Below are 20,379 nucleotides of genomic sequence, written 5' to 3'. Positions count from 1 at the left end.
GCACATGGTATTCACCCGCTCGAATCTCTTGCGGGCCGCGCTCGGGCCGGTCGCCGGGCTGGCCCTCGTCGCGCTGATGCAGTCCGGGGCGATACCGGCCTATCAGGCCTATTCGGTCGGGCTCGCCGCGGTCTACGCGATCGTCGTCCTCTCGGTCGGCCTGCTGGCCGGCTGGTCGGGGGTGTGGTCCGTGGGTCATCCCGCGTTCGTCGCGGTGGGCGCCTACTTCGCGGCGTACGGCGGTGCGCATCAGTGGCCGCTGGAGTGGGTGATCGTGGGGGCGATCGGGTCGTGCGCGCTGATGGGCGCCTTCCTCGGGTACGCCGGCGCCAGGTTCTCGGTGCTCTACATCGCCCTGCTGACGTTGGCGTTCAGCCTGGTGTCCCTTGAGGTGATCAACCGGTGGACCAGCGTGACCGGCGGCGACCAGGGCGTGGCGGTGGCCCCGCTTGACGGTGTGTTCGGCGCGGTCCCGAGTGGCGGCAGCGAGGCCCAGCATCTCGCGGTCCTCGTGGCGGGCGTGGTGTTCGCGGTCGCGGTCCTCGCCAGGTCGACCGCGCTGCGCATGCGACTGGTCGCCGCGAAGGCACACCCGCTGGTCGCCCGTTCCGTGGGCATCGTGCCGGAGGCGCAGACCGCTCTGTCGTTCGCGGTCAGCGCGGCGTTCACCGGCCTGGCCGGCGTGCTGCTGGGCTTGATCACCGGCTTCGTCAGCCCTGATACGTTCTCGCTGAACTTCGGTGTCACCATCATCGCGGCCTGCGTGCTCGGCGGCGTCGGCTCGGTGTTCGGCGCTGTGGTGGGCGGGGTCTACCTGGTATGGGTTCCGACGGTGGCCGACGCCGTGTCGGTGCCGCAGCCGGTGGTGCAGGGCGTGCTGCTGATCGCCGCGCTGATCTTCCTCCCCGGTGGAGTGGTCCCGTTCCTGGGCTCGCTGGTACGAAGGGCGCTGGGCAGGCGAGGCCCCGGCCTTCCCGACGGCGAGCACCACGTCAGCGCGACGGCCGCCGACAGCGGGGACGGCGCTCCCGCCACCCCGGCCAGGGACCGGCCGGCCGCGGACGACGTGGCGCCGTTGCTGGTCGTCGATGGCCTGTCCGTGCGATTCGGCGGTCTCAACGCCCTTGAGAGCGCGTCGCTCGACGTACGGCCCGGCGAGGTGCTTGCCATCATCGGCCCGAACGGCGCCGGCAAGACCACGCTGCTCAACGCCGTCTCTGGGCTCATCGGCGGCGCGCGGATCAGCGGCGCGGTCGACTACGCGGGTGCGAACCTGATGGGGACGAGGGCCACCGCACGGCGCAGGCTGGGAATCGCCCGCACCTTCCAGCACGCGGAGACCTTCTCGGAGCTCACGGTCGCGGAGAACGTGCTGTGCACCAAGCGCTGGGTCGGCACGGCGGACCGCGCCCGGGCCGATGAGCTGCTCGCCCGCACCGGACTGGCCGACGTGGCCGACCGTTACCCGGCCGAACTGCCGTTCGGGCTGCAGAAGCGCCTGGACCTGGCCCGGGCGATCGCCGAGGAGCCGAAGCTGCTGATCCTGGACGAACCGTTCGGCGGCCTGGACGCCACAGAGCGGCAACTGGCCGCCCAGCAGATCGTCCGCCTGCGGGCGCGGGGCGCCGCCGTCGTGATCATCGATCACGTTCTGGACGACCTCTTCGCCGTCGCCGACCGGGTGGTCGCCTTCGACTTCGGCAAGCCGATCGGTTCCGGCGAGCCGGGCGCCATTCTGGCGGACCCGAAAGTGCGCTCGTCGTACCTCGGCCTGACCGCCACGCGCGCCGAGTTGCCGGCCCGCGCCGACGAGAGCGTCGCCATCGCCCTGCGCGACGTCAGCCACCACTACGGTGGTGTCTCCGCCCTGCACGACGTCCACCTCGACATCGGCAAGGGCGCGGTCATCGGCATCGTCGGGGCGAACGGCGCGGGCAAGAGCACCCTCGGCAAGATCATTCACGGCTCGCTGCGCCCGTCGTCGGGGCAGGTGCGGATCGGCGAGCCTGGTGCGCGCCCGGTTCGCGGCAGCCTGGTCCCCGAAGGTCGTGCCCTCTTCAAGACCTTGTCGTTGCGGGAGAACCTCGAAGTGGCCGGTTACGCCGCAGGCGTCCATGGATCGGCCCTGCGCACCCGCCTCGACGAGACCGCCACGTGGCTGCCGGAGCGGCTGCGCGGCCGCCTGTCGGTGGCCGCGGCCGGGCTGAGCGGAGGAGAGCAGCAGATCCTGGCCATCGCACGGGCCCTCATGGCCCGGCCGGACGTGCTGATCCTCGACGAGCCCGCGCTGGGGCTGGCGCCGGCCCTGGTCGACGAGGTCTACGCCCGGATCAACCAGCTTGCCCGCGAGGGGATGACGATCGTGCTCCTGGAGCAACTGCTCAGCAGGGCGCTCACCTCCTGTCATGAGGTGGTGGTGCTGCACGAGGGCCGGGTGGCCGCGCGCGGAGACGCGTCGGACCCCTCGTTCGCCGAGACCGCGGAGCTGGCCTACTTCGGTGGGGAGGCCGCGACCTTGCTCAAGCTAAGTGAGCTCAAGCTAAGTGAGCTCAAGCTAAGCGATGTGAACGAACTGGAGGCCTGATGCTCGACGTCGATCCGGCGCTGCTCGGCGACACCGATGAACGCAAGCAGCTACGGGAGGTCCTGCGCGACTTCTTCACCGAGGCCGCCGCGTCGGAAGGCGTACGCGAGCACCTGGCGACCGGCCGCGCACACGACGCGGCACTGTGGGCGCGGATGGCCACGGAGCTCGGCGTCCAGGGCCTGGCGATACCGGAGGAGTACGGCGGGTCGGGCTTCTCGTTCGCGGAGCTCGCGGTGGTCTTCGAGGAGGCGGGGCGGGCGCTGCTGAGCGCCCCCTTGCTCTCCACCACCGTGCTCGCTACCTACGCCCTGTTGCTCAGCGGAGATCGCGAAGCCTGCGCCCGCTACCTTCCCGGCATCGCCGCGGGCACCCTCACCGCGACGGTCGCGGGCTTCGACGACGACGGCGGCGGGATACGAGCCACGCCGGGGAAGGGCGGGTGGACCGGCAGCGGGACGGCCGACTTCGTGCTCGACGGCTGCGGGGCCGACCTGATCATCGTCGCGGCGCGGACCGCTGATGGAGCCGGTCTCTTCGCGTGCGAGCCTGGTGGGGAAGGCGTCACCCGGACGGCCCGGACGGTTCTGGACGGTGCCCGGCCCCAGGCCCTGATCACCTTCGCGGACACTCCGCTCATACCGATCGGGCAGCCGGGGAACACCGCCGCGACCACCGGGCGGGTGCTCGACATCGGACGGGCCGCGCTGGCCGCCGAGCAGGTCGGCGGGAGCGCGCACGCGCTCGACGCGAGCGTGTCGTACGTGCTGCAGCGCCGTCAGTTCGGCCGGCAGATCGGCTCGTTCCAGGCGATCAAGCATCGGCTGGCCGACCTGCTGGTCGAGATCGAGGCGGCACGGTCGGCCGCGGTCTACGCGGTGGCGTGCGTCACCGCCTCGTCGCCGGATCTGCCGGTGGCGGCCAGTACGGCGAAGGTGGTCTGCTCCGGCGTGTACAGCCGGGCGACGGCCGAATACGTGCAACTGCACGGCGGGATCGGGTTCACCTGGGAGCACCCCGCCCACCTATATCTACGCCGCGCCCGAGCGGCGGAAGTGTTGTTCGGCACGGCCGGTGACCACCGGGCGCGACTGGGCGGTCTGCTCGGCCTGAACGGGCTCTGACAGGCGATATTTCGCACAATGCCCGCTATTGACAGGGCAGCAGTCGGCCCATAGAACTGTACTGAATTCAGTTCAAGGAGGAACGTTGACGGTAGAGGAAGAGATCCAGTTCGAGCGCGATGGCAACGTCGCGAGAGTCTGGCTCAATCGCCCGTGGAAGAAGAACTGTGTAACCCTGCCGATACTCAAGCGGCTCGACGAGATCATCACCGAGGTCGACGCCGACCCCGAACTGCGCGTCCTGGTGCTGCGCGGCCGGGGCGGCACGTTCTGCTCGGGCTTCGATCTCGACGAGTTGCAGGCCGACTACATCGGCAGCAGCACGGCCATGGACGTGGCGGTCATCTCGGCGAAGGTCTGCGACCGGCTGTACTCGATGAGCACCCCCTCGGTGGCGGTGCTGGAGGGTCATGTCACGGCCGGCGGGTTCGAGCTGATGATCTCCTGTGACTTCGCCATCGCCGCGGACGATGCCAAGATCGGGGACTTCCACATCCGCCGAGGCCTGTTCGGCGGCGCGGGGCCGATCTACCGGGTGCCTCGCATGATCGGCATCCGCAAGACCAAGGAGCTGATGCTCACCGGCAAGCTGTTGACCGGTGTCGAGGCGGCCGACTTCGACCTGATCAACAAGTCGGCGCCAGCGGAGGAGCTCGATGCCACGGTCGATGAGTTCATCAGCCACCTGACCGACAAGAGCCCCTTCCAGATGCGGATCACCAAGATGACCATCGACCGCAGCCTGGAGGCCGACATCCAGTCGCTGATGGTGATGGAGCACCTGGCCGTCGGCGTGACGCTCAACTCCGAGGACGCCGCCGAGGGCGTGGCCGCGTTCCTGGAGAAGCGCGAGCCGAAGTGGAAGGGTCGCTGACCGGTGTCGACGATGGCGCAGGCCGGTCTGCGGGGCTCGCGGTGCGGTGAGTGCGCGGTGACGGTCTACCCGGCCGACGGCGCCTGTCCGCGGTGCGGGCGGGCGACGTCCGAGGTGACGCTGTCCTCGGTGGGGGAGCTATGGACGTGGACGGTTCAGCGGTTCGCCCCGAAATCTCCCCCGTACGCGCCGCCGCCACAGGGCTTCCGGCCTTTCGCCGTGGGGTATGTGGAGCTGCCGGAGGGTGTCCGCGTCGCGGCGGTGCTCGACGTCGGCGACCTCGACTCGATCCGGATCGGCATGCCGCTGCGGATCGAGCCCGCCACCGGAGTGCCGCGCGCCGTCCGGATCGAGCCCGCCGCTGGAGCGCCGGGCGCTGTCCCGATCGAAGGCGCCCGATGACGGACGTCCTGATCGCCGGTGCCGGCATGTCGCCCTTCGGGCGCACCGAGCACACGACCGGCCGCGAGCATGCCGTGCACGCGGTGAACGCCGCGCTCGCCGACGCCGGGATCGCCTGGTCACGGGTGGGAGCGGCGTTCGGCGGCAGCGACGCCGCCGGGCTGGCCGACACCTTGGTGGCCCAGCTAGGTCTGACCGGCTTGCCGTTCGTCAACGTCAAGAACGGCTGCGCGACGGGCGGCAGCGCCCTGGTGTCGGCGGTGAACGCCATCCGCGGCGGTATGGCCGACGTGGTGCTGGCCGTCGGGTTCGACAAGCACCCACGGGGCGCCTTCGACCCGATGCCGGCCGACTGGGGGCTGGACGAGGCCTACGGGCGCGACGGGCTGATGGTCACCACCCAGTTCTTCGGCATGAAGATCCGCCGCTACATGCACGAGCACGGGATCAGCTCCCGTACGCTCGCGCTGGTCGCGGAGAAGGCCTACCGCAACGGCGCCCGCAACCCCAACGCCTGGCGGCGCACGCCGATGACCGCCGACGAGATCCTCGCCTCTGGCATGGTCAGTGACCCGCTGACCCGCTACATGTTCTGCTCCCCGGGAGAAGGCGCGGCCGCGTTGGTGTTGTGCAGCGCCTCGGTGGCCGGGAAACTGACGAGCGTCCCGGTCACCCTGCGATCGGCGGTCGTGCGGTCTCGTCGCTTCGGCTCGTTCGAGGTCTTCAGCCCGTGGCTCGCCGGCGGCGAGCTGAGCAGCGTGACCAGGGACGCCGCGGCGGCGGCGTTCGAAGCGGCCGGGGTCGCTCCCGGCGACGTCGATGTGTGCCAGCTGCAGGACACCGAGAGCGGTGCCGAGGTGATGCACATGGCCGAGTGCGGGTTCTGCGAGGACGGTGAGCAGGAGAAGCTGATCGCCTCGCGCGCCACCGAGATCGGCGGCTCGTTGCCGGTCAACACCGACGGCGGCTGCATCGCCAACGGTGAGCCCATCGGCGCGTCGGGTCTGCGCCAGGTCTGCGAGGTGGTCCGGCAACTGCGCGGACAGGCCGGAGAGCGGCAGGTGCCCGGCCGGCCGAGAGTCGGATTCACCCACGTGTACGGCGCCCCGGGCGTAAGCGCCTGCACGGTGCTGTCCCGATAGAGGACCCCGATAGAGGAACTGATGAGCGATAGTCCGGCACCTGAGAAGTTCAGGGCAGAGGCACGCGACTGGCTCGCGTCGGTCGCCCGGCCGCGGCAGGCGAACGGTGCCTGGGGCACCGGTGACGACTCGGTCGCGGTCTTCGAGAACTGGTCCGAACAGGAGGAGCGCGAGCACACCGAACGGATCCGGGCCTGGGAGGTGACCCGGTTCGAGGCGGGCTGGGGCGCGCTGAGCTGGCCGGCGGAGTTCGGCGGACGCGGACTGCCCGTGTTCTACGAGCAGCTCTACCGGCAGGAGGAGGCCGCCTTCGACGTCCCGCGCCGCACCGAGATCTTCCCGGTCACCCAGCAGCTGGTGGCCCCGGCCGTCCGGATCTGGGGCACGCCGGAGCAGCGGGAACGCTGGATCAGGCCGATGCTGCGCGCTGACGAGCTGGCCTGCCAGCTGTTCTCCGAGACCGAGGCCGGGTCCGATCTGGCCGCCGTCCGTACGCGGGCGGTTCGCGACGGCGACAACTGGGTGCTCGACGGGCACAAGGTGTGGACCTCGGGGGCGACGGTCGCGTCCTGGGGCGTGGCCGTCTGCCGTACCGACCCGGACGTGCGCAAACACGCGGGCATCACGGTGTTCATGGTTCCGATGGACGCCCCGGGCGTCACCATTCGCCCCATCCGGCAGATGACCGGCGGGATCAGCTTCAACGAGGTCTACCTCGACGGCGTCGTCATCCCCGACACCGATCGGCTGGGCCCCGTCGGCGAGGGATGGCGGGTCACCCTGACAGTGCTGGCCGCCGAACGGCTCGACTCCGGCGCCCTCGGCCTGGACAACGCCGACCGCGCCGTCGAGCTGGCCCGGCACCTGCCGCGGCCACTCACCGGCCACGAGCGGAACCTCGCGGCCGACCTGTACGTACGCACGCTCGTCCAGCGCCTCATCGGCCTGCGCGTGACCGCGGCGCTGGTCTCCGGCCGCGAACCGGGAGCCGAGGCGTCGGTGGGCAAGCTCTACGCCACCGAGACCATGCGCCGCACCAGCGACCTGGTCCTGCAGCTCCTCGGGCCGCGCCTGGTCGCCGACACCGGAGAGTGGGGCACCTTCGCCTGGACCGAACACCTGCTGGGCGCGCCCGGCTACAGCATCGCCGGCGGAACCGACGAGATCCAGCGCACCATCCTGTCCGAGCGGGTGCTCGGCCTGCCCAAGGAGCCCGTGGGATGACCGCCGACCTCGCTTCGCCAGACCTGGCCGACCGGGTCGCCGGCGCGTTCCCCGGGCAGCGGGTGGGCCCGCTGGAGACGCTCGCCGGCGGCCACTCCGGACTCACGTACGTGGTCACGGTGGGGGAGCGCAAGCACGTCGTCAAGGCGGTGCCGCCCGCCGAACGGCCGGTGGGCCGCAACGACATGCTCCGCCAGGCCCGGGTGCTCCAGGCGCTGGCCGGCACGGCGGTGCCCGTCCCGGAGGTGGTGGCGATCGACGAGCGGCAACCGGCCTGGTTCGCGATGGAGTTCGTCGCCGGTGAGGCCGCGGAACCGGTGCTCGACGAGCACGATCTCACTCCGGAGCTGGCCCGCGCCCGCATGCTGGAAGCCGCCCGTGTCCTGCGGCGGCTGCACGATCTCGACGTCGCCTCCCTGACGCTGGACGCGCCACCGCCTCGCGACGCGGTCGCCGAGCTCGGCCAGTGGAGCCGCACGATGCGCGCCGTTCCCGCCGAGCTGCGCCCCGGATCCGACGACCTGCTCCACCGGCTCGCCCAGGACGTGCCCGCCGATCTGCCGCCGGTCCTGGTGCACGGCGACTTCCGGCTCGGCAACGTCCTGTACCGGGCGCGGGAGGCGGCGGCCGTGGTCGACTGGGAGATCTGGAGCGTCGGCGACCCGCGTACGGACCTGGCCTGGTTCCTGCTGTTCGCCGACCACCGCAACTTCCCCGCGCTGGGCAGGGAACTGCCCGGGTTGCCCACCGAGGCGGAGCTGCTGGACGCCTACCTCGCGGGCGCCGCGCCGCTGCCCCGCTTCGACTGGTTCCGCGCGCTCGGCCGGATGAAGATGGCCGCGATCATGGGCCACAACCTGCGGCGGCACCGCGAGGGCCGGATCCACGACCCCGACCAGGAACGCCTGCCGCCGACCATCGCCGCCATGATCCGCACAGCGCACGACTTTCTAGGGACATAAGTGGATTTCGCCGACTCGCCCCGCGCACGCGAGCTCCAGACCCGGATGCGGTCCTTCATGGAGCAGCACGTCTACCCCGCCGAACCCGTCTACGACCGGCAACTCGCCACCGCCGGCGACCCGCACGCCCTGCCCCCCGTGATGCTCGAACTCAAGGAGAAGGCGCGCGCCGAGGGCCTGTGGAACCTGTTCATGTCCCACGGCGACTGGGGCGCCAACCTGACGAACCTGGAGTACGCGCCGCTCGCCGAACTGGCCGGCGGGTGCGTCTTCGGGCCGGAGGTGTTCAACTGCTCCGCCCCGGACACCGGGAACATGGAGCTGCTGGCCCTGTTCGGCACCCCCGAGCAGCAGGAGCGGTGGCTGCGCCCGCTGCTGGCGGCCGAGATACGCTCGTGCTTCGCCATGACCGAGCCCGACGTGGCCAGCTCCGACCCCCGGAACCTGCGCACCAGGATCACCCGCGACGGCGACAGCTACCTGGTCAACGGCCACAAGTGGTACACCTCCGGCATCCTCGACTCGGACTGCAAGCTGATCATCCTCATGGGGGTGACCGACCCGGACGCCGACCCGTACCGGCGCCAGAGCATGTTGCTCGTCCCCCGGGACACCCCCGGCATCACGGTGCTGCGGGACCTGCCCATGTTCGGCTACACCGACCGGCTCGGGCACGGCGACGTGCTCTTCGAGGACGTACGCGTACCCGCCGCCAACCTGCTCGGCGGCGAGGGCGACGGCTTCGCGCTCGCCCAAGGGCGGCTCGGACCAGGGCGGATGCACTACGCCATGCGCGCGGTCGGGTTCGCCGAACGCGCCCTCGCGCTCATGTGCCGTCGCGTGCTCGACCGCGAGGCGTTCGGCGGCCCGCTGGCCGACCAGGGCGTCGTACGGGAATGGATCGGGCGCAGCCGCATCGAGGTCGAACAGGTGCGGCTGCTGGTGCTCAAGTCCGCGTGGCTGATGGACACCGTCGGCAACTCCGCGGCCCGCATGGAGGTCGCGGCTATCAAGGTGGCGGCTCTGGAGACGGCGCACCGGGTGGTGGACCGGGCCGTCCAGGCGTTCGGCGCGGCCGGGGTCAGCGACGACACCGTTCTGGCCCGGTTGTTCGCGATCACCAGGGCGCTGCGCATCGCCGACGGGCCCGACGAGGTCCACCTGCGTACCGTCGCCCGCCAGGAACTGGCCAAGTACCGAAACAAGGGGGCGGCATGAACGTGCTCGACGGCCGGACAGCGGTGATCACCGGTGGGTCCCGCGGCATCGGGCTGGCCATCGCGCACGCCTACCGGGCCGCGGGAGCGCACGTGGTCATCGCCGCGCGCAAGGCGGAGGGGCTGGCCGGCGCACGTGCCGAGTTGCTGCGCACCGAGGCGGGCGGGGGTGTGCACACGGTCGTGGCCAATGCCGGGGAGCCGGAGCAGGCACAGCGCTGCATCGACGAGACGATGGAGCGCTTCGGCCGGGTGGACGTCCTGGTCAACAACGCCGCCACCAACCCCTACCACGGCGACCTGCTCGACCTCGACCTGCCTCGCGCGGAGAAGACGGTGCGGGTCAACCAGTACGGGATGATCGCCTGGACCCGTTGCGTCTGGAACGCCTCGATGGCCGAGCACGGCGGCGCCGTCATCAACATCGCGTCGGTGGGCGGGCTGATCGTCGACCCGCACATCGGCTACTACAACGCCACCAAGGCCGCCATGATCCATATGACCCGGCAGCTGGCCTACGAGCTCGGCCCCAAGGCGCGCGTCAACGCCATCGCGCCGGGACTGATCAAGACCGAGCTGGCGCGGGCCGTCTGGGAGGCGCGCGAGCCCATCCTCACCGCGAAGCTGCCGCTGCGGCGGCTGGGCACACCCGAGGACGTGGCGAGCGCGGCGCTGTTCCTGGCCTCGGACGCCTCGTCCTGGATCACCGGCCAGACTCTCGTCATCGACGGCGGCGCGCTGGCCCTGCCGATCGGGGTCGACGAGTGATCGAGCACCTGTTCTCCCTGAGCGGGCGGACGGCTGTGGTCACCGGGGCCTCCTCCGGACTCGGGGCCCGCTTCGCGGCGGTCCTGGCCGCCTCCGGGGCGACCGTGTTCGCGGCGGCCAGGCGGGCCGACCGGCTGGCGGAGCTGGCGGCCGGTGATTCCCGTATCCACCCGGTGGCCTGTGACGTCAGCCGTGAGGACGATCGCGAACGGCTGGTCGCGACCGCCGTGGCGGAGACCGGCCGTTTCGACGTCCTGATCAACAACGCCGGCGTCGCGGGCGGCACCCGCGCCGAGGACGAGAGCTCACAGGACTTCGCTGACGTTCTCGCCGTGAACCTGGTCGCTCCGTTCCATCTGGCCCGCCTCATGGCCGCGACGTCCGGCACCGGCCGCAGCATCGTGAACGTCGCCTCCATCCTGGGCCTGGTGTCGGCGGCCCCGATGGGCGGCGCGAGCTACGCGGCCTCCAAAGCGGGGCTGGTGGGACTGACCCGTGAGCTGGCCGGCCAGTGGGGTCAGGCCGGTGTGCGGGTCAACGCGCTGGCGCCGGGCTGGTTCCGATCCGAGATGACCGAGGAGCTGTTCGCCGACGCCCGGTCCAGTCGGTGGGTCGAGAAGAACACGATGCTGGGCCGTGGCGGGGATCCCGCCGAGCTCGACGGCGCCCTGCTCTTCCTCGCCTCGGACGCCTCGTCGTACTGCACCGGACAGGTCCTGGTCGTCGACGGCGGCTGGACGGCGAGATGAGCGTCGGCGAGAGGAGCGTTGGTGAGAGGAGCGTTGGTGAGAGGAGCGTTGGTGAGAGGAGCGTTGGTGAGAAGAGCGTTGGTGAGAAGAGTGTCGGTGAGAAGAGTGTCACGGTGGAGGTCCTGGACGGGGTGGCGGACATCGTCCTGTGCCGGGGCGAGCGGGGCAACGCCATCTCTCTGGATCTGGCGCGCGAGCTGCGGGACGCCGCCCAGGACTGCCTGAGCGAGAACGTCCGGGCAGTCCTGCTGCGCGGCGCGGGGCGATCCTTCTGCGTCGGCGGCGACCTGCGCGAATTCTCCGGTCTGCGGGGGAGAGCGCTGGAGGAGCACCTGATCGAGGTGACGGACGCGCTGCACGGAGCGTTGCGGATCTTCGCCACGATGGACGCGCCGCTCGTCGCGCAGGTGCAGGGGGCGGTCGCGGGCGCCGGAGTCGGACTGGCCGCCGCCGCGGACCTCACCATAGCGGCGGACGACGCGACGTTCACGCTCGCCTACACCGGTATCGGCTACTCGCCCGACGCCGGTGTGACCTGGTCGCTGCCCCGGCTGGTCGGTCCCAAGCGGGCGCTGGAACTGCTGCTCACCAACCGCCGGATCGCCGCGCGGGAAGCGGCCGACATGGGGCTCGTGACGACCGTGGTGAGCGCCGAGCGGCTGCCGGCGGAAGCGCGGCGGGTGGCCGCCACGCTCGCGCGGGGGGCGACTAGGGCCTTCGGCGCGACTCGGCGGCTGGTGTCCGACGCGCTGTCCAGCGACCTCGACACGTACCTGGACCGTGAGGCCCGCGCTCTCGCCTCGGCGGCGACCTCCCCCGAAGGGGAGGAGGGCGTGGCCGCCTTTCTGGGCAAGCGCCCCGCTCGCTTCCCGGGCGGCACCGAGCAGCGCGGCTTGTGACCTGAGCAGCGCGGCTTGTGACCCGCGCTGCGCGGCTTGTGACCCGAGCCGCCAGACCTTTCCCTTATCTCCCTTATCGACCGACCGGAGTGGATCACCGTGGCTGAAGCCTTCATCGTCGATGCCGTCCGTACCCCTGTCGGCCGTCGCAACGGGGCGCTGAGCGGGGTTCACCCCGCCGACCTGGGCGCCCACGTGCTGCGTTCGCTCATCGCCCGCACCGGGATCGACCCCGGGGCCGTCGATGACGTCTTCTTCGGCTGCGTCGGCCAGATCGGCGCGCAGACGGGCAACGTCGCCCGTACGTCATGGCTGGCCGCCGGGCTGCCCCAGCACGTGCCCGGCACCACCATCGACCGGCAGTGCGGCTCGTCGCAGCAGGCCGTCCACTTCGCCGCCCAGGCCGTCATGTCCGGCACCGCCGACCTCGTCGTCGCCGGCGGCGTCGAGGTTATGAGTCTGGTGCCCATCTCAAGCCCGGCCGTCCTGGGGGAGCGTGAGGGCATGGGCGCGCCGTACGACGGGGAGGGCTGGCGGGCTCGCTTCGGCGAGGAGGAGGTGTCGCAGTTCCGCGGCGCCGAGCTGATCGCGCGAAAGTGGGACGTTTCGCGGCTGGACATGGAGCGGTTCGCCCTGGACAGCCATCGGCGCGCGGTCGCGGCATGGTCGGACGGGGTGTTCGGCGAAGAGGTCGTGCCCGCGTTCGGCCTGGCGGCCGACGAGGGTCCGCGGGCCGACACCGGCTTGGCGAAGATGGCGGGGCTCAGGACCCTCAGCGAGGGCGGTCGGCTGACCGCCGCGGTGTCGAGCCAGATCTCGGACGGCGCCGCCGCGTTGCTCGTCGCCTCGCAGGAGGCGGTGCGCCGCCACGGGCTCACGCCGCTGGCCCGAGTCCACAGCATGGCCGTCGTCGGCTCGGACCCGATCTACATGCTCACCGGGCCCATCCCGGCCACCGAGAAGATCCTGGATCGTTCTGGTCTGTCCATCGGCGACATCGATCTGATCGAGATCAATGAGGCGTTCGCGTCGGTGGTGCTGGCCTGGCGCAAGGAGATCGGGGCGGCGCCCGAGCGGACCAACGCGTTCGGGGGAGCGATCGCGCTCGGCCACCCGCTGGGCGCCACCGGGGCGCGGCTGATGACCACCCTGGTGCACCAGCTGCGGCGCACCGGGGGACGGTACGGCCTGCAGACGATGTGCGAGGGAGGCGGCATGGCCAACGCCACGATCATCGAACGGATGTGATCAGCCGTGGACGGTGTTGAGGATGGCGGCGAGCCTCTCCGGCGCGCTGATCATCGCCATGTGCCCGGTGTCGAGGTCGACGACCTCCGGGCCGAGCAGCGCGATGGACCGTTGCTGCAGCTCCTCGACGTAGCACAGGTCCCGGGTGAGGTGCACGTACGTGCGCGGGATCGCGCGCTGGTAGCCGCTCAGGTCCACGACCTCGCTCAGCAGCGCGGCCGAGTCGTCGATCAGCCGATCCAGGGTCGCCGTGGTGGTCGCCTCGTCCATGTCGTCGCACAGCATCGCGGCGGCCCCCTCGCGGGTCTGGTGGTAGACGCCACCGGCGATGGACTGCTCGACCATGTCCCGTACGCCCGGATCGATCTGGTCGAGCACCCGTGAGCTGTCGGGAGGCACCACGGCCGACACGAGAACGACGTGCCGGATCCGCTCCGGCATGAGGTCCAGCACGCGTGGCACGGTGACCCCGGCGAAGGAGTGACCGACCAGCACGACGTCGCGCAGGTCCTTCGCCTCGACGTCCTCGCGGACGGCTTCGGCGCAGTCGGCGAGGGTGACCGCGCGCAGGTCGGCTCCGGCGCGCGTGCCACGGCCGGGAAGGTCGACGGCCAGCGCCTCGGCGGTCAGATGGGGGATCAGCTCGTCCCAGCAGTTCGCGCCGAAGCCGGCGCCATGGATGAGTACGAACGGCATGGGAGGCCTCCTCGTGGATGACTACCAGCGAACCCTAATTGAATTCAGCTCTGGCGTACAGGGCGGTGCCTGAGGCCGCGGTGCCCGGTGGCGTCTACCAGGTGCGACGGGGGTCGTCCTCGGTGAGCCTGCCGCTCCTGCCCGCAGGATGCTTCCGCACGGCAGCCAGTGCGGTCACCCCGACGAGCGGCGGCCTCTCCCAGCCCATGGACTGGTCTGCCGAACGGCCGGGCCACCCTTGTCAGCGCTAGGCGCATGGCGGCTGTCCCGGTCGCTTGACCGACAACCGGGACGTGCGAGCACCTTCGATGGGTAAGATGACGGGGAATGAAACTAGAACCGAGTTCAAGTCAGGTCGGCGGCAGAGGCCGGCCGGGCCGCGACGTTTTCCAGGCGCAAAAGTGGGGGGTGCGGTGATGAAGGCGGCGAAGATCGTCGAGCCGGACGAAAGCCCCCGTTCCAAGCGGCGGGCGATCCTGGCGGCCGCGGTCAAGAACTTCGGTAAGACCGGCTACGAGGCCACCAAGTGGTCGGTCGTCGCCGATCAGGTGGGGATCGGGCAGACCGCGCTCTATCACTACTTCGAGTCGAAGGCGCATTGCCTGCTCACGATCATGCGGCTTGAGCTCCAGCGTTCGCTGGAGATGTTCACGAAGGCGACCGCCGACCAGCCCGACCCGATGGAGGCACTGCGGGCGGCGGTGCGCTCGGCGTACGCGGTGTCCGAGCAGAATGTGCTGCAGATGCGGATCCTGCAGAACAACCTGGCCATTCTCGCGGTGCCCCGCAACTCCAAGAAGGAAGAGGCCGAGCGGCTCGCGGCCCGCGAACTCGTGCACGGCATCGAGGCGGCCTGGACCGAGCTGCTGGAGCGCGGGATGGCTGAGGGGGTCTTCGCCCGTCGTGACGCGCACACGCTGGCCCTGAACATGCTCGGCATGATCGTGAGCGTCTGGCGCTGGTATCGCCCCAAGGGCCTGGTGACGTTGTCCTCCGTGAGCGAGCTGACCGAAGACTGCTGCGTGCGGATGGTCGCGCCGTAGCGCTGGCCGCAATGACCGGCACGACCTGCGCCGAAGGTCGTGCCGGTCGCTCTGTTCCGGGCCTGGCGCGAGCCGCGCGCCCGATGTTTCCTTTTCCGGGCATTCCGCTATTGCCCCATGGTGAGCGCGACGATACAGTCTCGTAAACTGAACTGAACTCAGTTGTGGGAGAACGTCATGCGCCTCCGTTCCACACACCTTCTCACCACCTGCGTCGCGGCCCTCGTCCTTGCCGTGGGCGCCTGCGGCGGGGGCGGCTCCAGCGCCGCGAGCGACAAAGAGATCAAGATCGGCGCCTGGTATCCCCTCACGGGTGCCGTGGCGGCCTCCGGCGTCCCGCAGCGCGCGGGCGCCGACGCGTACTTCAAGATGATCAACGACAAGGGCGGCGTCAACGGCCGCAAGATCAACTGGATCGTCAAGGACAACGCCTTCGACCCGCAGCAGACCGTCCAGATCGCCCGGGAACTGATCGGCCAGGACAAGGTCGTGGCCATCGTCGCCGCCAACGGCACCGCGCAGGGCGAGGCGAGCTTCCCGTTCGTCCTGCAGCAGTCGAAGGTGCCGATCCTCAACGAGCTGGGCGGGGCCGCCACCTGGTACACGCCGCCGCGTCCCGGCCTGTTCGGCACCCAGACCCTCTATGAGGACCAGGCGGCGGCCCTGGCGGCCTGGGCAGGGGAGGACGGCGCGAAGAAGGTGCTGGTGGTGCACAGCGACCCCGCCGCGTTCGTCAACGTGGCCAAGCAGGTGGGGCCCGTCCTGCAGAAGGTCAGCCCGGGCAGCACCACCGAACTGCTGTCGGTGAAGTTCCAGTCCACCGACTGGAGCCCGACGATCACGCAGGTGAAGGCCAAGAAACCCGACGCGGTGATCGTCATCCTCGCCTCGCCGGAGGCCGCGGCCTTCCTCAAGGAGGCCAAGCTGCAGGGCCTGTCGGTGCCTATGTACGGGTACGCGCCCACCGCCGCGGCCTCCACGCTCACCCTCGCGGGGGACGCCGCCGAGGGCTTCAAGGCGGTGCAACTGGTCAAGGTGCCCAGCGACGAGGATCCGGCCGTCAAGGAATTCCGCGACGCGATGGCCAAGTACGAGCCGAAACAGCCCGCGGACTTCATCGCCCTGTGGGGGTGGACCGCCGCCAAGGTGTTCGTCCAGATCGCGCAGACCATCCAGGGTCCGGTCACTTCGCAGTCGCTCGTCGCGGCCTACGAGAAGGCGGGCAACATCGACCCCGGTGTCGCGCCCGTCATGAACTTCAGCGCGGCCAACCACCTGGGCACCCGCGCGGTGCAGAAAGTGGTCGTGAAGGGCGGCCAGTTCGTCTCCGAGGGCGACTTCTTCACCCCGCCGGACCGCTGACACCAGGAAGGATGTACATATGGTGCTGCTTGAGTACATGGCCCGCATGGACGGCCAGAACCCGGAGAAGGCGCTCGAGTACGTGGAGCCGGACTTCCGTTTCCTGCTCGCCCTTCCCGGCGGGCAGGTGAGCGGGCAGTCCAGGGAGGACTTCGCCCGGTACATCACCGGCCGCGAAGCGGTCGAACGAGTGCACAACGTCCTGTGTTCGGCGGTCGATGGGAATGTTGAGATGGTTTACGGGGTGGTGACCGAGTCCGGCAGGCCCACCGGGGCATTCCACTCCGCCGCCGTGGTGTCGGCCAACGGGCGGATGCTGCGCTACCAGTCGTTCTTCACGACCTCGTTCGAGCTGCTGGACTGGCCGGCGGCGCCCGGATCGGAGGGATGACATGTACAACCTCGTGCTTCTGGCCGCGCGACCGCCGGAGTGGACCCACGACCGGTTCATCGCCTGGTGGCGGGGTGAGCACGCGGAGCTCACCCGTCGGCTGCCGGGTCTGCGGGCATGGCGGCACACCGAGATAGAGGCGGCGCTGGAAAGCCGGTCCGAAGGCTGGGACGGGATGTCGGTGCTGAGCTTCGACAGCCCGGAAGATCTCCGGAAGGCTCTGGACAGCCCCGAGTGGGCGGCGGCGGTCGCCCAGGTCGGCGACATGAGGGGCCGCCGGATCGCGGTGATGGGGACCGAGCTGGAGATGTTCACGAGCTGAGGGTGGAGGGGGCCGTATGCGGCACCTGGTGAGTGAGTTCCGGCGTCGGGCCGAGGAGTCGGACTTCGTCGCCGTCATCGACGACTCGGGCGAGCACACGGCGCGGGAGCTGCTCGCCCGCGCCGCGCGGCTCGCCGAACCCCTGGGCGGCGGCGCCGGGACCGTCCTCCTGCAGGCCGACAACTCCTGGCGGACCGTCGCGGCGAGCCTGGCCGTGGGGATGAACGGTGGCGTGCTGGCGGTGGTCAATCGCCACACGACCGCCGCCGAGTTCGCCGCGGCCTTCGAGGACATCCGGCCCGACGCCGTGGTGGCCGAACCGTCCGCTCTCGCGGAGTGGTCCGTGCACGCGGCCGGGGGCGGCTGGGACGGCTGGGGGGTGTGGTCGGGCGACGGGCCGCGGGACGTCTCGCGGTGGTCCGGTGGCTCGCTGATCGGGCTGACCTCCGGCTCGACGGGGCGGCCCAAGGGAGTGGTCCAGTCCGAGGACGCCCTGCGCTACGCCTGCTCGCGCACCATCGCCGTCAACGGCCTGCGCCAAGGGGACGCGGTCGCGGCGCTCGTACCGCTGTCGTCGACCGCGGCGTACTGCTTCGGCGTCTTCATGGCTTTGACGCTGGCGGGCCCGCTGGTGTTGTGGAGCAAGTGGGACCCCGCCGCGGTGCTGACCCGGATGGCCGCGACGCGGGCGCGGTGGACCATGTGCGTGCCGACCATGGCACTCCAGCTCGGCGCCACCGCCGCCGGTTCGCGGGCGCTCCAGGGCGTGCGTTCGATGACTGTCGGCGGCGGTCCGATGGACGTCGGGGCCCTCGCCCGTGCCGAGGAGTCGCTGGGCACCAGGATCCTGCGGGTGTTCGGGATGTCGGAGTGCCTGGGCCACACCTCGCCGTCGCCGGACGAACCGGTGGAGATCCGGCTCGGCCGTGACGGGCGCCCGTTCCCCGGCACCGAGCTGCGGATGGTCGGCCCCGACGGTCGCCAGGTGTCACGGGGCGAGGTCGGCCGGGCCCAGGTGCGCGGGCCGTCGCTGTTCCTCGGGTACGCGCACGAGGGCAGGCCGGAGCCCCCGGCGCTCACCGCGGACGGGTTCTTCCCCACCGGTGACCTCATGATGGCCAACGACGACGGGACCGTCAGCGTCATGGGCCGCGAGAAGGACGTGATCATCCGTGGCGGCCGCAACATCGACGTCACCGAAGTGGAGCGCGCCGTCGCGACCCATCCCGGCGTTTGGCAGGTCTGCGTGGTGCCGGTCCCCGACGAGATCCTCGGCGAACGGGTGGCCGCGCTGGTGACCCTCACTGACGGAGGCGGGATCGGGCTCGACGAGATCACCCGGCATCTGCGGAGCGTCGGACTCTCCAAGACCAAGTGGCCCGAGCTGGTGTTCGCCGTCGACGCGCTGCCGCAGACCACGGTCGGCAAGATCTCCCGGGCAGGCGCCCGCGACTTGGCGCGTGACCTGCTCGCCCGCCTGCCCAGCCCGGCGGGCAAGGCGGAGGCGTGACGGCGCCGGCCCGGAGCGGCCAGTGGGCCGAGGCCGGAGCGGAGACGATCCGGCCCGGCGTGCACCGCGTCCCGCTGCCGCTCCCCGGAGACGGTCTGCGCGCCGTCAACGTCTACCTGCTCGAAGAGGACGACGGCATCGTCATGATCGACGGCGGCTGGGCGCTGCCCCAGTCCCGTCGGGTCCTTGAACAGGCCATGGCGTCGCTGGGCCACGACCTCGGCCGGATCACGAAGATCTTCGTCACCCACATCCATCGCGACCACTACACGCAGGCGGTGGCGTTGCGCCGGCTCCTGGGGTCGCGGGTGTATCTCGGCGCCGGCGAGCGACCCGGCCTGGACGCGCTGGGCGAGGTGCGCAGCAACGTGCCGGTCACCTCCCTGGAAGTGCTCCGCCACGGCGGCGCGGGCGACCTCGCCGACCGGCTCTCCCGCCTGGACTTCGGCCGCTTCACCGAAAGCGACTGGGAGGCGCCGGACGGCTGGATCGGCGCGGGCCTCCTCGACCTCGGCCGCAGGAGCCTGCGCGTCATCCCCACGCCCGGCCACACCAGAGGGCACGTGGTGTACCTGGATGAGGCGGCCGGCCTGCTGTTCTCCGGTGACCACGTGCTGCCGCACATCACGCCGTCCATCGGCTTCGAGCTCGGCGACCCAGGGTTTCCGCTGGCGGACTATCTCGCCTCGCTACGGCTGATGACCTGCTTCCCCGACGCGCGACTGCTGCCCGCGCACGGCCCGGTCACCGGGAGCGCGCACGCTCGCGTCGCCGAACTGCTGACCCACCACGATGTACGGCTGGCGCAGGCGCTGCGGGCCCTTGGCGGCCGGACCCTGGACGCCTACGCCGTCGCGCGGCGGCTGACCTGGACCCGGCGCGAGACGCCGTTCGCGAGCCTGGACGACTTCAACCAGATGCTCGCGGTCAACGAGACGGCCGCGCACCTCGACGTTCTCGCGGCGCGCGGACAGGTGATTGTCACGGTCGATGGCGGCGTGAGCGAGTACACGCGCGTGGACGGCGGCGCGGAGTGATCGACCGCGCCGCCGTGCGGTCCCGGGACATCGCGGGTGTTGCGCTGCTGTGCGGTCCCGGAGCTCAGCGGGCGGTGTAGCCGCCGTCGACGTACAGCTCGGAGCCGGTGACGAAGCTCGACTCGTCGCCGGCCAGGAAGAGCGCGGCGTTCGCCACCTCGTCGGTACGGCCCAGCCGCCCCATCGGCGTGTTGTCGAGCATCAGGTCGAGCCTGGGAGTACCCCGCCAGAGCTTGCGTGACAGCGGGGTCTCGATGAATCCCGGATGCAGCGAGTTGACCCTGACCCCACGCTTAGCCCAGTGCAGCGCCGCGTTCTTGGTCATCAGCCGGACCGCGCCCTTGGCGGCGTGGTAGGAGAACTGGCCGCCGAATCCGCCGACAGTGCCGAAGATCGACGAGACGTTGACGATCGACCCCCCGCCGGAACGCTCGATCACCGGGCCGGCGTGCTTCATCCCGAGCCAGACCCCGCGCTGGGTGACCGCGACGACGGCTTCCCACGTCTCCAGCGTCTCCGTCTCCACATCCGTCATCTTGGCGATGCCGGCGTTGTTGACCAGCACGGAGATGCCGCCGAGCCGTTCGGCCACCTCGTTCACGACCGCTTCCCAGACACCCTCGTCGGTGACGTCGAGGCCGAGGCCGATGGCCCGCTTACCAGCCTTGGTGAGCTGTTCGGCGGCCTCCGCACAGCGTTCCGCGTCCACGTCGGTGATCACGACCGTCGCGTCCTCCTCGGCGAAGCGCCGGACGACGGCCTCCCCGATCCCGCCGGTCGCGCCGGTCACCAGGGCCACGCGGCCGGACAGTCGAGCTTTCACGG

20 protein-coding genes are annotated in these 20,379 nt (G+C 70.8%); 18 read left to right on the top strand and 2 right to left on the bottom strand.

The window, feature by feature from the left end:
* The first annotated feature begins 4 nt into the window (after positions 1 to 4).
* The 12 genes from ACIBO2_RS09700 to ACIBO2_RS09645 all read left to right on the top strand — a co-directional run bounded on the left by ACIBO2_RS09700 (position 5) and on the right by ACIBO2_RS09645 (position 13,193).
* Positions 5 to 2,584 carry an ATP-binding cassette domain-containing protein gene (locus tag ACIBO2_RS09700; RefSeq protein WP_358552593.1) on the top strand — a complete coding sequence of 860 codons (2,580 nt, stop codon included), beginning with the start codon at positions 5 to 7 and terminating at the stop codon, positions 2,582 to 2,584.
* Positions 2,584 to 3,708, top strand: coding sequence for an acyl-CoA dehydrogenase family protein (locus tag ACIBO2_RS09695; protein ID WP_397296255.1), 1,125 nt, complete (start codon positions 2,584 to 2,586; stop codon positions 3,706 to 3,708). The genes ACIBO2_RS09700 and ACIBO2_RS09695 overlap by 1 nt, the downstream gene beginning before the upstream one ends.
* 85 nt (positions 3,709 to 3,793) lie before the next feature.
* Positions 3,794 to 4,582, top strand: coding sequence for an enoyl-CoA hydratase/isomerase family protein (locus tag ACIBO2_RS09690; RefSeq protein ID WP_358552597.1), 789 nt, complete (start codon positions 3,794 to 3,796; stop codon positions 4,580 to 4,582).
* 12 nt (positions 4,583 to 4,594) lie between these two features.
* On the top strand, positions 4,595 to 4,984 hold the full coding sequence (locus tag ACIBO2_RS09685; RefSeq protein WP_358552670.1) for an OB-fold domain-containing protein: 390 nt from the start codon (positions 4,595 to 4,597) through the stop codon (positions 4,982 to 4,984).
* Positions 4,981 to 6,126 carry a thiolase family protein gene (locus ACIBO2_RS09680; protein WP_358552599.1) on the top strand — a complete coding sequence of 382 codons (1,146 nt, stop codon included), beginning with the start codon at positions 4,981 to 4,983 and terminating at the stop codon, positions 6,124 to 6,126. The genes ACIBO2_RS09685 and ACIBO2_RS09680 overlap by 4 nt, the downstream gene beginning before the upstream one ends.
* Positions 6,127 to 6,147: 21 nt before the next feature.
* Complete coding sequence (locus ACIBO2_RS09675; RefSeq protein ID WP_358552601.1) at positions 6,148 to 7,350, top strand: acyl-CoA dehydrogenase family protein; 1,203 nt, start codon at positions 6,148 to 6,150, stop codon at positions 7,348 to 7,350.
* Complete coding sequence (locus tag ACIBO2_RS09670) at positions 7,347 to 8,312, top strand: phosphotransferase family protein (RefSeq protein WP_397296252.1); 966 nt, start codon at positions 7,347 to 7,349, stop codon at positions 8,310 to 8,312. Before ACIBO2_RS09675 ends, ACIBO2_RS09670 begins: the two co-directional genes overlap by 4 nt.
* Positions 8,313 to 9,530, top strand: coding sequence for an acyl-CoA dehydrogenase family protein (locus ACIBO2_RS09665; RefSeq protein WP_397296250.1), 1,218 nt, complete (start codon positions 8,313 to 8,315; stop codon positions 9,528 to 9,530).
* Positions 9,527 to 10,297, top strand: coding sequence for an SDR family oxidoreductase (locus ACIBO2_RS09660; protein WP_358552607.1), 771 nt, complete (start codon positions 9,527 to 9,529; stop codon positions 10,295 to 10,297). Before ACIBO2_RS09665 ends, ACIBO2_RS09660 begins: the two co-directional genes overlap by 4 nt.
* Positions 10,294 to 11,046, top strand: a complete 753-nt coding sequence (locus ACIBO2_RS09655; protein WP_358552609.1) for an SDR family oxidoreductase — start codon at positions 10,294 to 10,296, stop codon at positions 11,044 to 11,046. The genes ACIBO2_RS09660 and ACIBO2_RS09655 overlap by 4 nt, the downstream gene beginning before the upstream one ends.
* 113 nt (positions 11,047 to 11,159) lie before the next feature.
* Positions 11,160 to 11,945: an enoyl-CoA hydratase/isomerase family protein gene (locus ACIBO2_RS09650; RefSeq protein WP_397296247.1), complete on the top strand. Its 786-nt coding sequence runs from the start codon at positions 11,160 to 11,162 to the stop codon at positions 11,943 to 11,945.
* A 99-nt stretch (positions 11,946 to 12,044) separates the two neighbouring features.
* Positions 12,045 to 13,193 carry an acetyl-CoA C-acetyltransferase gene (locus tag ACIBO2_RS09645; RefSeq protein WP_358552613.1) on the top strand — a complete coding sequence of 383 codons (1,149 nt, stop codon included), beginning with the start codon at positions 12,045 to 12,047 and terminating at the stop codon, positions 13,191 to 13,193.
* Here the strand turns inward: ACIBO2_RS09645 and ACIBO2_RS09640 are convergent, their stop codons facing one another.
* Positions 13,194 to 13,889, bottom strand: a complete 696-nt coding sequence (locus ACIBO2_RS09640; protein WP_358552615.1) for an alpha/beta fold hydrolase — start codon at positions 13,887 to 13,889, stop codon at positions 13,194 to 13,196.
* A 416-nt stretch (positions 13,890 to 14,305) separates the two neighbouring features.
* On the opposite strand from ACIBO2_RS09640, the gene ACIBO2_RS09635 reads away from it, so the two are divergent.
* The 6 genes from ACIBO2_RS09635 (at position 14,306) to ACIBO2_RS09610 (ending at position 19,554) form a co-directional block, all read left to right on the top strand.
* A complete protein-coding gene (locus ACIBO2_RS09635) occupies positions 14,306 to 14,932 on the top strand; it encodes a TetR/AcrR family transcriptional regulator (protein WP_358552617.1) in 627 nt (208 codons plus the stop codon).
* A 177-nt stretch (positions 14,933 to 15,109) separates the two neighbouring features.
* A complete protein-coding gene (locus tag ACIBO2_RS09630; RefSeq protein ID WP_358552619.1) occupies positions 15,110 to 16,294 on the top strand; it encodes an ABC transporter substrate-binding protein in 1,185 nt (394 codons plus the stop codon).
* 19 nt (positions 16,295 to 16,313) lie between these two features.
* Positions 16,314 to 16,685: a hypothetical protein gene (locus ACIBO2_RS09625; RefSeq protein WP_397296243.1), complete on the top strand. Its 372-nt coding sequence runs from the start codon at positions 16,314 to 16,316 to the stop codon at positions 16,683 to 16,685.
* Between the two features lies 1 nt (position 16,686).
* Complete coding sequence (locus ACIBO2_RS09620; protein WP_358552623.1) at positions 16,687 to 17,007, top strand: EthD family reductase; 321 nt, start codon at positions 16,687 to 16,689, stop codon at positions 17,005 to 17,007.
* Positions 17,008 to 17,035: 28 nt separating this feature from the next.
* Entirely contained in the window at positions 17,036 to 18,517 is a 1,482-nt protein-coding gene (locus ACIBO2_RS09615; RefSeq protein WP_397296241.1) for a class I adenylate-forming enzyme family protein, read from the top strand.
* Positions 18,514 to 19,554, top strand: coding sequence for an MBL fold metallo-hydrolase (locus tag ACIBO2_RS09610; RefSeq protein ID WP_397296239.1), 1,041 nt, complete (start codon positions 18,514 to 18,516; stop codon positions 19,552 to 19,554). The genes ACIBO2_RS09615 and ACIBO2_RS09610 overlap by 4 nt, the downstream gene beginning before the upstream one ends.
* Before the next feature lie 64 nt (positions 19,555 to 19,618).
* Here the strand turns inward: ACIBO2_RS09610 and ACIBO2_RS09605 are convergent, their stop codons facing one another.
* A complete protein-coding gene (locus tag ACIBO2_RS09605; RefSeq protein WP_358552629.1) occupies positions 19,619 to 20,377 on the bottom strand; it encodes an SDR family NAD(P)-dependent oxidoreductase in 759 nt (252 codons plus the stop codon).
* Between the last annotated feature and the right edge of the window lie 2 nt (positions 20,378 to 20,379).

Origin of the sequence: Nonomuraea sp. NPDC050022, assembly GCF_044460705.1 — a bacterium.
Lineage (GTDB): Bacteria > Actinomycetota > Actinomycetes > Streptosporangiales > Streptosporangiaceae > Nonomuraea.
Note: the sequence above shows the minus strand (reverse complement) of the source record. Positions and strands in the feature narration are given on the sequence as shown.